Source organism: Raoultibacter phocaeensis (genome assembly GCF_901411515.1).
Lineage (GTDB): Bacteria > Actinomycetota > Coriobacteriia > Coriobacteriales > Eggerthellaceae > Raoultibacter > Raoultibacter phocaeensis.
In genome coordinates this window covers 1,150,096-1,166,039 of record NZ_CABDUX010000002.1, presented here as the reverse complement: position 1 = coordinate 1,166,039, position 15,944 = coordinate 1,150,096, and the positions used below count along the sequence as shown (strand labels likewise).

Sequence of the window (15,944 nt, the reverse complement as noted above, 5' to 3'; positions counted from 1 at the left end):
TGCGGGATGGCCCTTTCGCCCGGTTTGTCGACGATCGATTTCTCGGTGTCTCTGCACAAAGCCGCTCGAAGCCGTTGTCTGCCCGTCTGCCGTACAGGTGCGCCGCAGAGCGCTCGGATGGCATTGAGACGAGGCCTGTTTGCGGTACTATAAAAGAGCGCCCGACCTCTGCTGATATGATGAACGGGGGCCTGTCAAGGGGGCTTTGGTTCATAATGAGTACGTGGTGTGTGTTTTGGCAACCAAGCGCTAAGGAGAAAAAAGGTGACCGAAGAAGTTAAGCGCGTCTACGCGTTCGGCAAGGACGCACAAGGCAACAACGTGACCGAGGGCAACACGAACATGAAGGCGGTTCTGGGCGGCAAAGGCGCGAACCTCGCCGAAATGGCCAACATAGGCCTGCCGGTGCCTCCGGGATTCACCATCTCGTGTCAAACATGCATGGAGTACGCCAACGCCGACAACACGTGGCCCGAGGGCGCTTTGGACACCATCGAGGAGTACCGCGAGGATCTCGAAACCCGCATGGGAAAGAAGATCGGCGATGCCGAAGATCCGCTGCTCGTCTCCGTTCGCAGCGGCGCTCCGATGTCGATGCCGGGTATGATGGACACCGTTTTGAACCTCGGTTTGAACGACGAGTCGATCAACGGCCTCATCAAGCAAACCGACAACCCCCGCTTCGCCTGGGACTCCTACCGTCGCTTCATCCAGATGTTCTCCGGCGTGGTCATGGGGCTTGACGGCGATCTGTTCGAAAACGCTATCACGGCCATGAAGAACGCCCGCGGCGTCAAATCCGATACCGATCTCACCGCCGAGGATTTGCAGGAGCTCGTGAGCGAGTTCAAGCAGATTTTCTCCGACAACGTCGACGTGGCCGAGTATCCCTCGCTCGTCTCGGACGGCAAAGCTTCCTTCCCGCAAGATCCCGACGTGCAGCTGCGCCTCGCAATCGAAGCGGTATTCGGCAGCTGGAACAACCCGCGCGCCACGCTGTACCGCAAGCAGAACAAAATCGCTGACGATCTCGGCACCGCTGTGAACGTGCAGTCGATGGTGTTCGGCAACAAGGGCGAAACGTCTGCAACCGGCGTCGCGTTCACGCGCACCCCCGCCAATGGTGAGAAGGAATTCTACGGCGACTACCTCGTGAACGCCCAGGGCGAAGACGTGGTGGCGGGCATCCGCAACACGAGCCCCATCGCCGATTTGAAGCACGTCGCGGGTCTCGAAGATGCGGGACGCGAGCTCGAAGAGGTGTTCGTCACCCTTGAGAACCATTTCCGCGACATGTGCGACATCGAGTTCACGATCGAGCAGGGCAAGCTCTGGATGCTGCAGACCCGCGTGGGCAAGCGCACCGCCGCCGCCGCGCTCCACATTGCCATCGAAATGGAAAAGGAAGGCCTCATCACCAAGGAAGAGGCCGTCATGCGCGTCGATCCCGAGCAGCTCGACCAGCTGCTGCATCCGCAGTTCGACAAGACCGCCGATTACGACGTGCTCGCCAAGGGCCTGAACGCAAGCCCCGGCGCCGCTGTCGGCGAAGCGGTGTTCTCGGCTGCCGACGCGGTGGCCGTCGCCGAAGCGGGCCGCAAGTGCGTGCTCGTGCGCTGGGAGACCAATCCCGACGATCTCGCTGGCATGATCGCCGCCGAAGGCATCCTGACCTCGCACGGCGGCAAGACCTCGCATGCGGCCGTCATCGCCCGCGGTATGGGCACCCCGTGCGTCTGCGGCGTCGAAGCGCTCAAGATCGACGCAGAGAAGAAGCAGGCCGAAGTCGCCGGATCCGACGTCGTCATCAAAGAAGGCGATATGATCTCGATCGACGGCACGACGGGCATCGTCGTTCTCGGCGCGGTCGAGCTCGTGCTGCCCGAGCTCACGGGCGACCTCGATACGATCCTCGAATGGGCCGACGAGTTCCGCACCATGGGCGTGCGCGCCAACGCAGACAATCCCGAGGATGCCGAGCTTTCGCGCTCCTTCGGCGCGACGGGCATCGGACTGTGCCGTACCGAGCATATGTTCCTCGGTGACCGCAAGCAGATCATCCAGTCGTTCATCCTCACCGACGATCCAGCAGTGCGCGAGAAGGCGCTATCCGACCTGCTCGCCGCTCAGACGGGCGATTTCTACGGCATGTTCAAGGCCATGGACGGGCTTCCGGTTATCGTGCGTTTGCTCGATCCGCCGCTGCACGAGTTCCTCGAAAGCCCGCGCGAGCTCGATGTGGAGATCGCGCGCATGGAGGCAACCGGCGCCGCCGCCTCCGACATCGCTGCGAAGCGCAAGCTTTTGGGCCAAGTGGACGCTATGGCCGAGGCGAATCCGATGCTGGGCCTTCGCGGGTGCCGTCTTGCGATCCTGTATCCTGAGCTTCCCGCCATGCAGGTGCGCGCCATCACCACGGCGGCTGCCCGCCTCAAGAAAGAGGGACTCGATCCCAAGCCCGAGATCATGATCCCGCTCGTTTCGGTGCTGCCCGAGCTCACTGTGCTGCGCGAAGAAGCCGAGGCCGTCATCGCCCAAGTGTCCGAGGAGGAGGGCATTGCGCTCGATATCCCGATCGGAACCATGATCGAGCTGCCGCGCGCCGCCGTCACGGCCGATGAGATCGCCACGAAAGCCGACTTCTTCAGCTTCGGCACCAACGACCTCACGCAGACGACGTTCGGCTTCTCGCGCGACGACGTCGAATCGAAGTTCATCCCGCGCTACCTCGAGCGCCGTCTGCTTCCGTACAACCCGTTCGAGACCGTCGATCCGGGCGTTGCGGCGCTTGTCGACATGGGCTGCTCGAAAGGCCGCGAGACCAACCCCGATATCACGCTCGGCGTCTGCGGCGAACACGGCGGCGATCCTGATTCGGTGAAGACGTTCCACAAAATCGGCCTTACCTACGTCAGCTGCTCGCCGTACCGCGTGCCGCTTGCCCGCCTCGCGGCTGCTCAGGCTGCCCTCGAGGAGAAGATGGGCAACACGCGCGACAAGTAAGTTCGCATACGCGCGGCGAGAGCACGCGGTTCGCGCGACGGAAAAACCCATAGGCGCCCCGGCTGTAGTGGCCGGGGCGTTTTTTGTGCGATGCGCGAGCAAAGCCGCAGCGTCTCGGGCAAGGCTGATTCTCGATGCGGTCTTGCTGATCAGACCTCTCGCGCCCACTGGTCGCGTGCGGAAGCGTGCGGGCCCGCAGTCGTGTAATTTGCTACAATAGCGTGAGGGAAACGTCGATGCTTGCGGTTTTGGGCATCGAATCAGCTGCAGTAAGGGGATGTTGCAGTGAGTGAAAGCATAGCATCGAACGAAATCGTCATTGTGCCGTCCAAGATCAACGTACCTTCGCTCACGGCGAACGTCATCGAGCGCAGCGGGCTGGTCGCAAAGCTCGACAAAGCGCTTTCGCATCCTCTAACCTCCATCGTCTCGTCGGCGGGTTTCGGAAAAACCACGGGCACCGTCACATGGACGCGATCGCTCGAAGGTGTGCCGGTCGCATGGTTTCTGCTCGAACCCGAAGACCGCTCGCTCGATCGGTTCTGGCTCTACCTTACCGCCGCTTTGCGTATTGCGGACAAGGGGATATGCCGCGCGTTCGACGAGATGCGCCTTGTCAACGACGCCGAGGCGATGAAGCCCGTGATCGATGCGCTCGCCATCCAGATGGCCGAATACGGCCGCGATTTCGTGTGCGTTCTCGAAGACTTCCACACCGTGCACGATTCTTCTGCAATCAACGACAGCATGAGCTACTTCATGCGGCGCGTTCCCCCCAACGCGCACGTTGTCATCACGTCCCGGCAAACGCTGCGGTTCCCGACGTCGAAAATGAGGGTCGAGGGGAGCCTGAACGAGATAGTCGAGGCCGACTTGTGCTTCTCGAAAACCCAGACCGCCGAGTTCTTCGCGAAGATGGGCTTCGATTTCTCGCACGATGAGATCGATGCCATCTACCGCGTCACCCGCGGGTGGCCCACCGGCAACCGTCTCGTATCGCTGCTCGGTAAAGGCCAGGCGAAGGACCGTCTCGGCGAGGCGATTGCGAAGGCGAAGGGCAGCATCGACGACTACCTGTTCGAAGAAGTGCTGCACGGGCTTACGGATTCGCTGCAGCAGTTCATGGTGCTGACTTCGGTCGTCGGTTCGTTCTGCCTTCCGCTTGCCGAGCGCATCTGCGGCTGCACGCAGCAGGAGGCGATGGAGAACCTCGATTTCATCGTGGGCAACAACCTCTTCATCGAGAAGGTCGAGCGCGAAGATCGGGAAAACTGGTACCGCTACCACCGTCTGCTCGCCGACATGCTCCACGAGCGCCTTGCCCGATGCGGTCGCGATCGCATCGAAGCCGCATGCCGAGCGGCGCGCGATTGGTTCGAGGAGAACGATTACGTGGACTCGGTAGTGGAATTGTCCGCCCGCATCGGGGACTACGAGAAGATCCGGATGGTGATCATCAAGAACTGGCAGGCAGCCTACATGTCGGACAACCACTATTCGGTGGTGCGATGGGCTTCGTTTCTTCCCGAAAGCGAGCTGTTCAGAAGCCCGATGGTGTGCGCGGTCCTCGCCATGCCCTATGCGCTCAACGACATGAGCGAAAAGGCGGACGCCTGCATCGCCCACGCGATGAGCAGGCTTCATGGGGAAGAGGATTTCCTCTATGCGCTCTGCATGGTGGAGAACGCCTACCTCGCTTCGTTTCGAAACGAACCCGAAGGAATGCTCCTCTACACCGAAAAGGCTCTTGCGAGCCTGCCTGAAAACGAGTTTTACCTGCGCGGCATGATGCGCCAGGTGCAGGCGGCGGCGTTCTGCGACAGCGACCCGCTTGCGGCGAAGCGGGCGTTTCTCAAGACGGTCGAGCTGCAAAGCGGCTACGGGAACAAGACGCTGACGTGCTCTGCATGCTGCAACCTCGCGATGGTATGCGCGAACCTGGGGTATCTCGACGAAGCCCGCCAGTACAACGAGAGGGCGCTCGGGTTGTACGAGCCTTCCGAACGACGGTTCAAGCCGATGCTCACGTATGCGTTTCTCACCGATATGATCCGCTTGTACGAGCGGGGTGATTTCGAAGGTGTCCTCGAATCGTACGATCTGCTCGAATTCGCCTCAAGCGACGGAATCGTGCCCGAGAAGCTCGCCGAAGCGGAGTCCCTGAGGGCGAAAACGCTGTACCGCTTGAATGACCGTACCGCGAAACAGGTGTTTTTCAACGCCATGAAGGCAAACGAGTTCGGCGCGCTCATCGTATTCCCGACGTTTACGATGGCGAAGGACTACTGCGACGCGTTCAGGACCAAGGCTGTCGAGCATGCCGCCGTATGCGCTTCGAAGCAGTACGTTCGGCTGTTCGAATACATGGTGGCGTACCACCTCGACCGCATTGCCAAGTACGAGGACCTCTGCTCGTTTGCCGAAGACATCGATGAAGACGAGCGGTATCTGAAGGTACACGCGCTCGCTGTTGCGGCGGTCTTCTCGGAGAAGGTAGCTCGGTTCAACCGCGCTGAATCCTATTTCGATCAGGCGCTCGAGCGGTGCGTCCTCTACGGTTTCGATGAGCTTTTGCGTGGAAACGCCCTCTACGTGCAGTCGATTGCCCTTCGCGCAGTCGAAGCGCAGCAGGAATCGGCAAGTCCGCTTCTGCGCGAACTTGCGCACGGGTCCTACCATCCTACGAGAGCGAATCTCACCGATCGCGAAACCGATGTCGTGAAGCTTATCGCGTCGGGCTATACCGTCGCTCGGGCTGCCGAGGCCATGTTCGTAACCCGCGATACCGCGAAAAAGCATCTCGCCAACGTCTACGCTAAGCTCGGCGTGCATTCGAAGATGGAGGCGGTCGCGCTTCTGAAAGAGCAGGGCATCATCTAGGTTCTTTCAGTCGAGGCGCGCGGAATGCGCAGTTCTCAGGCGCGATTTCGCGCAGCATGCGGTGTGCGTGTGCGTGCCGAGCGGTACAAGCACGTGCCGTCTTCGCTACATTACCCCCAAAAGTACCCCATCGGGTAATAGCCCCGTACTCCCCCTATCCGTAGAGTTATCGCGAGAGGAAAGGGGGATCATCCGTCATGCCCGTCAGGGCTAAGCGCAGGTAGGCTGCGCTTACACAGTCAACCACGTTATAAGACAAGGGGGAGAAAGTATGGCTCAAGACGTATCACGTCGCGACTTTCTCAAAGCAGGAGGCTTCGCAGGCATAGCGGCCGCCGGAGCCGCGAGCCTCGGCATCGGCTCGATCATCGGAGCACCCGAGGTCGCCCATGCCGAAACCGTCACGGTGACCGATTTCGTGTACACCTGCCCGGTATGCGGGCAATCTACGACCGATTACGATGCGCTGGTCAAGCACTTCACCGAAAGCCATCCCGATGCCGCCGTACCGCAGTGCGCGGCGCTCACTATCAACGGCAACGAGATCAAGGTGCAGGTCGAACCGCACTGGACGCTCAAAGAGACCCTCCAGCGGGCCGTCGGGCTCACGGGCAACGCGAAGGAGATGTGCGATCGCGGGGGATGCGGTTCGTGTACGGTTCTCATCGACGGCCGGCCCGCCCTTTCGTGTTCGACGCTCGCCGTCGAGGTGCAGGGCAAAGAGATCGAAACGTCGGAGGGCATAGCGGCCGATCCGACATACCGGCCGCTTGTAGAGGCGTACGTGAAGCACGATACCGCCCAGTGCGGCTACTGTACGCCGGGCCAGTTCACCGTTGCGAAGTACATCATATCGAAATATGGCGATCCGACCGAAGATCAGATCCGCGCCGAGCTCGCGGGAAACATCTGCCGCTGCGGTACGTATTCGCGCCATGTGCAGGCGATTCAGGAAGCCGCCACTGCTATCAAGGAGGGTAACTGATGGGAGAGACGAGCGTTTGGGAGCCTGAGGGCACCAATCAGGATCGAGAGGATTTCAAGGTTGTCGGTACGTGGGAGCATCCAGGGCGCCAGTCGTGGGACATGGTGTCAGGCGCGGCGAAATACCCGAGCGACTTGTGGATGGATGGCACGCTTATAGCCATGGCGCTCAGGAGTCCTTACGGCCATGCGAAGGTGAAGAGCCTCGACGTGTCGAAAGCCGAGGCGCTCGAGGGCGTGAAACTCGTGCTCACCTACGAGGATGAGGAACTTGCGAGCATGCCGCAGCGACGTCCGAGCTACTACGAGTTCGGTGCGAGCCCGCTTCTGGGCGATGAGGCGGAATTCGAGGGCGACGAGGTGGGAGCTGTCGTTGTCGCGATCAACGAAGAGGTGTGCAAGAAGGCGCTCGACCTCATCGAAGTGGAGTGGGAGGTGCTGCCTTTCATTCTCGATGCGCGCGAAGCCGCCAAGCCGGGCGCTCCGATACTCCGCCCCGAGATGAACCCCGACTCCAATATGACCGGCAACACGTTCGGAGCCGCGGTGGAATGGGAGCTCGGCAGTGCCGAGGAAGGCTTCAAGGAAGCGGACCACATCGAGATGATCGATTACGGGCGCCCCATGTGGAGCCAGTTCAGGCCTATGCCGCCTGCGTACTTCGCGTACTGGGACAACGACCCGTGGGGCAATCCCGACGGCGAGAAGATGTGCTATGTGACCAATCACGCCCATTTCCCGAGCAACGGGCCCATCGTTTCGGCCTTTTTGGGCGCGAACAGCTACGCCGACAAGTACCGGGCGCTTTCGCCCTATATGGCAGCCCGCTACTGCGATTTCGTCGAGAAACGCGGCGCGCAGTTCGCGCCGGTGCTTTCCAAGCGGCTCGGCGGTGTACCCGTGCGCTGCGTGCAAACGCGTCGCCAGTCGTTCGACGCGGCGGTTCCGCAAACGTATCTGAGCGTGCGCATCGGCTTCAAAGACGACGGTACGCTTGTGGCGGTGCAGTCGAAAAACGTGCACCAGACCGGCGCCCGCGGCGGCTATGGCGACAAGACGCACGGCCATCTCGTGCTGCCGCCGAACGCGCAGGGGTTCAAGCAGACGGTGTGTCCGAACATCTACTCCGAGATGGGCTATTACGTGACGAACGGCGCCTGCACGACGGCCGATCCGGGCCAGCCCATGTACGAGCCGCTTGCGATTGCGCTCGCGAAGATAGCCGATGTGCTCAAGATGGACCTCACCGAAGTGATCATGAAGAACATCAAAGTGACCGCGCCGTCGCTCGAAGCGTGTATGGCGGCGGGCAAGGAAGCGTTCAAATGGGATGAGAAATGGCATTTCGCCGGCGAGCGTACGCTTGACGACGGTCGTCTGCACGGTGTTTCGTGCCGTCCCGCCGCTTCGCAGACATGGGGCATGATCTCGTACAACATCAACCTCCGCATGGGCATCGACGGCAAGATCTACATGCCCTACGCCGAAGCACTCATCGGCACGTACTGGCCCGATGCGACGCAGCTCGTCATCGCCGAGGAGCTCGGCATGAAGCCCGAAGACGTCATCGTGTACTACGCGCCCAACTACAACAACTGGCAGCAGGGCGATGCGGCAGACCGTGGTTCCACCTGTACCTGGGCGGCCAAGGAGGCGGCCGTGATGCTGCGCGAGCAGATCCTCGCGGTCGGTGCGGCGACGCTCGGTGTCACGGCGGAGGAAGTCGATCTCATCGATTCGATGGTGACGCTCAAGGCGGATCCTTCGACGCAGGTGCCGCTCATCGGCTTGGGTCAGCTTGCCGTAGGGTACTGCGGCAAACCGAAGGTTCCGTTCCAGACCGACGTCATCCGTACGATGAACATGGATTTCTGCGAAGTCGCCGTCGATCCAGAAACCGGGCTTGTCGAGATACTCGATTACGTGTGCGCGCACGACTTCGGCAAGGTTATCCGCCCGTCGTCGGCGATCGGCCAGATCGAAAACGCCATCACGATGAACAGCGGACGCGCTTTGCGCGAAGAGCTCATCTGGGACGAAGATACCGGAGTGCTTCTGAATGGGAATCTGTACGACTACAAGGTACCGACGATCGTCGATCAGCCCAACGTCGTATCCGTTCCAGTCGAGACGCGCTGCGGCGGCGGCGCGTACGGATCGACCGGCGTTGCGCACGCGCACGCGAACCCGGCGCTGGTCGGCTTGGCGATACAAAATGCCATCGGGGCGTTCATCCCCATGGTCCCCTACACGCCCGACAAGGTGCTCGCCGCCTTGGGCAAACTCCCGGAATAGGAGGTACATCGATTATGAAGCACTTCACCCATATGGAAGCCTCCTCGGCGAAAGAGGCGGCTCAGAACGCCTCGAAGGGCGACGCGATGTTCATCGCGGGGGGAACCGATCTCATCGGCACGCTCAAAGACGAGATACTGCCGACGTATCCGATAACGGTCATCGATCTTAAAACGATCGGGGATATGGACGGCATCGAGGATGCGGGCGATGCGATCGTTATCGGTGCTCTCGCGAAGCTCGCCGACGTTGCCGAGAGCGAGGCTGTGGCCACGGGGTGCGCGGCGCTTTCCCAGGCGTGCGAGCGGGCTGCTTCGCCCACGATCCGCTCGATGGCCACCATCGGCGGCAACATATGCCAGATGCACCGCTGCTGGTATTTCCGCACGCCCGACGATCGGTTCCATTGCCTGCGCAAGGGCGGTGAGTACTGTCCGGCACGCATAGGCGACAACCGCTACCACTCCATCTACGGCGATCAGGACGGATGCTACGCGGTCAGCTCGCACGACACCGCACCTGCGCTCGTTGCGCTCGGTGCAACCATCGTGACGACCGATCGCGAGGTGCCTGCCGAGGAGTTCTTCCGTGCAAACGGCGCCCGCTCGAACGTGCTTGAGGACGGCGAAGTGGTAACCCAGATCAAGGTGCCCAAGGCGCAGAAGAGCGCGTTTCAGAAGTTCGCTCTGCGCAAATCGATCGATTTTCCGCTCGTGAACTGCGCGGCGGCGCAGGGGCAGGACGGCGCATGCCGCGTCGTGCTCGGCGGGGTGTTCCCGGCCCCTGTGCGCTCGGAAGCTGCCGAAGCCGAGGTGTCGGGCGGCATCAGCGAATCGAGCGCCCAGGCGGCGGGCGATGCTGCGGTTGCCGAATGCGCGCCGATGTCGAAGAACGCCTACAAAGTCGAGATCGCGCGTACGCTCGTGAAGCGCACGCTGCTCGACATCGCTTAAGAGCGCAACGGAGGTACAAGATGAAGGCCAGCGGAAACACTGCGGAATGGACGGGGGCGCTCGATGCGCTCTGCGAATTCGTCTCGAGCGAGGCGGGCATCGGTGTAACGCGTACGAGCCTCGCCGTTCCCCCCGATTCGCGGGAACGGTTTTACGGCCTAGTCGCCGAGGTGCAGCACCGCCTGACCGAGGAGGTGCTCTCCGAGCGGATCGACGAGGCCAGGCGCATCTCTTCGCTCTGCTCTGCCCAGCGCGAGAGGGTGCTTGCGATGACGGGATTGCGGGAGCTGAAGCTTCCCGCCACGCTCGAAGCGTTTCTCGCCGATCCCGTTTCGGCGCTTGAAAAGCCGTCGTTCGGACTCGTGCTCGACGTCGTGCAAAACGTATACGGCGTCGAAGGACTCGAAAAGCGGGCGATTCTCGAGCTGCCGGCGTTCTGCGAGACCCTCGAGCGCTGCGCATACGAGCTGTGGGCGTACTTCGGGATTGTTGCAGCGCTTGAGCCGACGAGGTTCTATGCGGTGTATTCGCCCGATACCGTCGAGGTGCACGCGGTGGATACCGATTCGGTGACCATCGGCTCGCAGACGACCTCGCCCGAGAGGCGTATGCCCGAAGCTGCTTTCGAGACGCAGGACGGCCGCGTGTTCGCCATGAAAACCGAGGCTGCCCGAGAGCTCGATTATTACGGTGCGAAGATACAGCGCAGGCGGGATACTTCTGCGGGAGGCAACACCGAGGGATTGCTCGGGCATCGGGTACTTCTGCTCTACGAGCTCGATTCGCTCGATGCGATCGAGGTTGTGGCGGATCGCGAGAAGCTCAAACTCGTATGCCCCGATCTGTTCTGCGAAGTGCTGCAGCCGGCCGACATGGCGTATCCCGCGTTCGTCTCGGCGTTCGTCGAGCGCATTGGCGCGGTGCGCTCGAGGCGGCCGGTGCAGGTTATCTGCAAGGATGCGAGCGGATCGTTTCCCGAAGGGATGCTCGAGGATATACGCGTGCCCCCAATTGCATGCACCCAGGTCGGATACCGAGAATCTGAACTAACCCGCATTGCGGGTGTGCTGGCTTAACAACGATACGAGCCGAAAAGGAGAACCATATGAAAGCAAGAGCACTGAACAAGGCGCTGCCCGTCGGGCTTGCGGCTCTCGCGCTGGCATGCACGCTCATGCTCGCCGCGTGCGCACCGAGCGGCGGCGAGCAGACCGCCGAACCGTCGCAGCCTGAAAGTAATGACAGCGCGCAAAAAGGGGACTACACCCCGTACGATCCTGAAGCCGAGGCCGAGATCACTGCCGGCAAGGCCATCGAAGGTTCGGAAGAAGAGGAGCTCCAGCAGGAGCGCATCGCGGGGGGTGCCGTCGGGGGCGTGACGTCCGAGAATCTCGAGCCGATCGAGGGAATCACCGATTACACCGACCGCGAATACGTGCCCGCGTACGGGATAAACGGCCAGCCGCCCGTCATGGGGCACGGGGACAACGGAGCCGATTGTTTGAGCTGCCATAAAGACGGGGGTGCCGGTGCCCAGCAACCGCCGAGCCACGCTACGGCTGACCTTGAAAACGAGGAGTGCGCATCGTGCCATAAAGCGCCGTAGTAACGCTCGAACCCGCGACTTCGGGCGGCTGCACTCGCTGCAGTCGCCCGGCTCGCGGCGGCAGCGCGGGACCGGGTGCGGATGCAGGACCAAGGGTCGGCAAAGGCGACCGGGGTTTCGCATGTCGGATTCGGATACGAGCCCGAAGCACGAGGTGTTTCGAAGACGACGGCAAGGAGCAAGCATGAGGGAATTGAGTGCAACGATACAGCAGTGGATCGAGGACGGCGAACCGGTCGCGCTTGCGACGGTCGTCAAAACGTGGGGCTCGTCTCCGCGCGCGGCGGGTTCGCTGATGGCGGTTGACGGACAGGGACGCATCTGCGGATCCGTTTCGGGCGGCTGCATCGAGGGCAGCGTGGTGGGCACCGCCCTCGATTGCCTCGACGACGGCTTTGCCCGCCTCGAATCGTTTCATGCTGAAACCCGAAAGGCGCAGGAAGTCGGCCTTTCGTGCGGGGGCAGCGTCGAGGTGCTCGTATCCCCGCTCGATCCGTCGCTGTTCGCCCTTGAGCGCGCGCTGATAGAGCGCGGGGCTCGCTATATTCGCTCGTCGGTATGCTCGGCTTCCGATGCGCGCATGCTCGGGCAGACGTTCGTTCTGGCAGAAGCGGTATGTTCTGAAGATGCGGCACGGGCCGAAGGCGTCGTATGCTTCGATGCGGGCGGATGGCTCTGCATCGCGCCAGCGCACCTGTGCGATGCTTTGGGTGAAGGGTTCTTGCGGGAGGCTTCGGCTGCGTTTCTCGAAAGCGGGCAGCGAAATGCTTCCACCGCACACGTCGGCGATGCGACCGTGTTCTTCTCGCAGCAGGATCCCGCTCCGCAGCTCGTCTGCATCGGCGCAACCCACGTGGCCGTTCACCTGTGCCATATGGCGCACGAGCTCGGCTACCGGACGATCGTCGTCGACCCGCGAGGCGCATTCGCAACCGAGGAGCGGTTCGCGATGGTTGATGAGCTTGTGCGGGCTTGGCCGCACGAAGCGCTCCCGCGCATCCCTCTTACGTCGGCGACGGCGGTATGCGCGCTTACGCACGATCCGAAGATCGACGTGCCCGCATTGGGGTGTGCGCTCGAATCGCCTGCATTCTACATCGGCTCGCTTGGCCGCTACACGACGCAGCTTTCGCGTTACGAGGCGCTGGTCGACAGCGGATACGTCGATGAGCAGATCGCACGCATTTTCGGTCCCATCGGTCTCGACATCGGCGGCAAAGAACCCGCGGAGATAGCTCTTTCCGTGCTCGCCGAGATGACGGCTGCGAAAAACGGCGGTGCCGCCCTGAGCGCGACCATGCTCGAATCGGCGCGCAGGGCGCTCGACGAAGAGGCTCGATGCACAGCAGGTGCGGGGAAGAGAAGCGCATGAACGGCTGCGGAAAATCCGCCGCGCAGAGGTGGGGTCGGGTGCGGTGCGGGCTTCGGCTCTGCATCGTCTGCGCGCTCTGCGTTTCGCTCCTCGCGTTCAGCGGATGCGAACCCGAGGAGTCTTTCGAAGGCGGGTCTGCGGACGGATCGGGTTCGAACGGTGCGGTCTGCACGATAACGGCCGAACAGGCGCGTGATCTCATGGTGTCCGACCAAGATGTCGTGCTCGACGTGCGCACCCAAGAGGAGTACGACGCGTCGCATATTGCGAACGCACGGCTTTTGCCCGCAGAAGCCATAACCGAAGAATCTGCTCGCGAGGTCGCTCCCGACAAGGATCAGCCGGTGTTCGTGTATTGCCGCACCGGGGTCCGTTCGGCCGAAGCCGCTGTAAAGCTCGCTGATCTGGGATATGCCGAAGTCTACGATTTCGGGGGCATCCTCTCGTGGCCGTACGGTACCATCGATGCCGCTTCGAGCGAGGACGAAGAGGCCCTTGAAAGCGATCAGCTTCCCGTCGGCGTGAAAGTGGTGTGCGGAAAGACGCGTGCAGTACCCGATGGGGAAGAGGAGTAAAGTCGCGATGGATGAAACGTGCCGAATCGGGATCGTCGTGCTCGCCGCAGGGGCTTCCTCCCGTATGGGAGATCAGAAGCTGCTGCTCGAGCTCGGGGGAAAGAGCCTCGTGCGCCGTGCAGCCCTAACCGCGCTTGCCGCGCGGTTCGAACACGTATGCGTCGTTGTCGGAAGCGACAAGGTCCGCATTGCCGAGGAGGTTGCCGACCTTCCTGTGTGCATCATCGAAAACGATGCATGGGATCGTGGTCAGGCAACGTCGGTGCGCGCGGGCATACAATCGATGCAGGGACTCGATGCTGCCATCGTCATGGTGGCAGACCAGCCGTTCGTCACACCAAAGCACCTGCGTGCTCTCGCGGATGCCTACCGTGTAGGCGATGCGGCTCTTTTTGCTTCGGCCCATGCGGGTAAGCGCGGAAACCCGGTGCTTTTCGACGCGTCGGTGTTCGGCGACCTCGAAGCACTCGAAGGCGACCAGGGCGCGCGGCAGCTCTTCGGGCGGTATCGCGTCGTTGACGTCGAGCAGGGAGGCGCCGTGCTCTTCGGCGATGTTGACGATCGGGATGCGTACGAGCATGCGCAGGCGCTATGGGTTCGCGAGAAAGGTTCGAAGAGGCTGTTTCCGCTGCTTGGTTGCGACGGCGACGAATCGGGCCTTGCGTATCTCGATTCGGCGGCAACCGCGCAGGCGCCGCAACGGGTGCTCGATGCGGTAAAGCGCTTCGAAACCGAAGCCCGCAGCAACATCCACCGCGGTATCTACCCGCTCGCAGAGCGGGCGAGCGATTGCTACGAAGAAGCGCGCGAACGCGTTGCCCGCTTCTTCGGCATCCCGGAGCAGGAGGCGATCTTCACGCACGGAGCTACCGAAGCGCTCAACCTTGCAGCATTCGGTTGGGCTGGCGCGAACCTGAAAGCGGGCGATCTCGTGCTCGTCGATACCGCGGGCCATCATGCGAACATCGTTCCGTGGCAGATGCTTGCGCGCGAGAAGGGGATCGAGCTCGCCTATATCGGGCTCGACGAGCGGGGGCTTGTGGATCGGGCGAGCTGGCATGCACTGCTCGAGCGAAAACCCAAGGCGGCTGCCTTAACCCAGGTCTCCAACGTGACGGGACTCGCCAACGACATCCCGCTGCTTTCACGCGAAGCGCACGAGGCGGGTGCGGCGGTCGTAGCCGATTGCGCCCAGGCTGCGGGCCACATGCCGCTTCAGTTTACGGCGCTCGGCGCAGATTTCGCAGCCGTGTCGGCGCACAAGATGTACGGATCGTTCGGCATCGGCCTTCTCTGGGCCGCTTCCGAACGCGTTCAGCACATGCGCCCGCTCATGGGCGGGGGTGGCATGATCGAGCGCGTCGATACGAAGGGGTTCACCTGTACCGAGGCTCCTTTGTGCTTCGAGGCGGGAACGCCCAACATTGCGGGAGCCGTCGGCTTTGCGGAGGCGTGCGACTTTCTCGACGATATCGGCCTTGCAGCGATCGAAGAGCGGGGAAGCGGGCTGTGCGACAGGCTTCTAACGGGCTTGCAAGCGATCGGGGGTGTGCGGGTAGCGGGTGGGTTCGAGTTGGGCGGGCGGTCGTCTATCGTGTCGTTTTCGCTCGACGGCGTGCATCCGCACGATGTCGCACAGGTGCTCGCCGATCGGGGCGTTGCCGTGCGTGCGGGAAACCATTGCGCGATGCCGCTTCACCAGGCGCTCGGTATCGCAGCGAGCGTACGCGCAAGCTTCGGCGTGTATTCCGAGGAAGGCGATGTCGACAGGCTTCTTGCGGGGATCGAGCAGGCGAAGGAGGCGTTTTGCAGTGGATACCGATGAGGTCATGAGAAGGTACCGCGATCCGCGGTTTCGCGGTGATCCCGCATCGCTCGGGGCAGAGGCCGAAGGCGTTCGCATAACCGCCGCTTCAGGCGAGAACACGCTGTGCGGAGATTCGCTCAGCGTTGCGTTTCACGTACGCGAGTGCTTGGGGGGAGACGCTATCGTGGAGCGGGGGTGCTACGAGGGCTATGGATGCTCGCTGTGCATTGCGAGTGCCGAAGCAGTGATGGAAGCCGTGCGCGGGCGCTCTGTTGCAGACTGTTTAGCACTTTCCGAGGAAGAGGTGATCGAGGCGCTCGGTGCCGTCGAGGTCGGTCGATCGCGGAAGAAGTGCTTGCGGTTGCCGCTCGAAGCGATGAGGGCGGCCCTTTCGTCTTTTTGAGCGCTTGCATGAAACGGGCGTCGCTCCGATCGGGGATTTGCGAGATGTGCTTCGGCGGGTGATCGG

At 62.1% G+C, this 15,944-nt stretch carries 11 protein-coding genes; all 11 read left to right on the top strand.

Annotated features, from left to right (window positions below):
• The first annotated feature begins 264 nt into the window (after positions 1–264).
• The 11 genes from ppdK to FJE54_RS12770 all read left to right on the top strand — a co-directional run bounded on the left by ppdK (position 265) and on the right by FJE54_RS12770 (position 15,878).
• Positions 265–3,003, top strand: coding sequence for a pyruvate, phosphate dikinase (gene ppdK / locus FJE54_RS12820; protein WP_139653206.1), 2,739 nt, complete (start codon positions 265–267; stop codon positions 3,001–3,003).
• Between the two features lie 285 nt (positions 3,004–3,288).
• Positions 3,289–5,883 carry a helix-turn-helix transcriptional regulator gene (locus tag FJE54_RS12815; protein WP_139653205.1) on the top strand — a complete coding sequence of 865 codons (2,595 nt, stop codon included), beginning with the start codon at positions 3,289–3,291 and terminating at the stop codon, positions 5,881–5,883.
• 271 nt (positions 5,884–6,154) lie between these two features.
• Positions 6,155–6,868 (top strand): (2Fe-2S)-binding protein, encoded by a 714-nt coding sequence (locus tag FJE54_RS12810; RefSeq protein WP_139653204.1) that lies wholly within the window; start codon positions 6,155–6,157, stop codon positions 6,866–6,868.
• Positions 6,868–9,162 (top strand): xanthine dehydrogenase family protein molybdopterin-binding subunit, encoded by a 2,295-nt coding sequence (locus FJE54_RS12805; protein ID WP_139653203.1) that lies wholly within the window; start codon positions 6,868–6,870, stop codon positions 9,160–9,162. Before FJE54_RS12810 ends, FJE54_RS12805 begins: the two co-directional genes overlap by 1 nt.
• Before the next feature lie 14 nt (positions 9,163–9,176).
• Positions 9,177–10,115: an FAD binding domain-containing protein gene (locus FJE54_RS12800; RefSeq protein ID WP_139653202.1), complete on the top strand. Its 939-nt coding sequence runs from the start codon at positions 9,177–9,179 to the stop codon at positions 10,113–10,115.
• A gap of 20 nt (positions 10,116–10,135) precedes the next feature.
• On the top strand, positions 10,136–11,191 hold the full coding sequence (locus FJE54_RS12795; protein WP_139653201.1) for a hypothetical protein: 1,056 nt from the start codon (positions 10,136–10,138) through the stop codon (positions 11,189–11,191).
• Between the two features lie 29 nt (positions 11,192–11,220).
• Positions 11,221–11,721: a hypothetical protein gene (locus tag FJE54_RS12790; protein ID WP_139653200.1), complete on the top strand. Its 501-nt coding sequence runs from the start codon at positions 11,221–11,223 to the stop codon at positions 11,719–11,721.
• Between the two features lie 184 nt (positions 11,722–11,905).
• Positions 11,906–13,093 carry an XdhC family protein gene (locus FJE54_RS12785; RefSeq protein WP_180326735.1) on the top strand — a complete coding sequence of 396 codons (1,188 nt, stop codon included), beginning with the start codon at positions 11,906–11,908 and terminating at the stop codon, positions 13,091–13,093.
• Positions 13,090–13,668: a rhodanese-like domain-containing protein gene (locus FJE54_RS12780; protein WP_218971931.1), complete on the top strand. Its 579-nt coding sequence runs from the start codon at positions 13,090–13,092 to the stop codon at positions 13,666–13,668. The genes FJE54_RS12785 and FJE54_RS12780 overlap by 4 nt, the downstream gene beginning before the upstream one ends.
• Before the next feature lie 7 nt (positions 13,669–13,675).
• The gene (locus FJE54_RS12775) at positions 13,676–15,493 is read left to right on the top strand and encodes an aminotransferase class V-fold PLP-dependent enzyme (RefSeq protein ID WP_180326734.1); all 1,818 of its coding nucleotides are present in this window, start codon (positions 13,676–13,678) and stop codon (positions 15,491–15,493) included.
• Positions 15,480–15,878: an iron-sulfur cluster assembly scaffold protein gene (locus FJE54_RS12770; RefSeq protein WP_180326733.1), complete on the top strand. Its 399-nt coding sequence runs from the start codon at positions 15,480–15,482 to the stop codon at positions 15,876–15,878. Before FJE54_RS12775 ends, FJE54_RS12770 begins: the two co-directional genes overlap by 14 nt.
• Positions 15,879–15,944 lie beyond the last annotated feature (66 nt).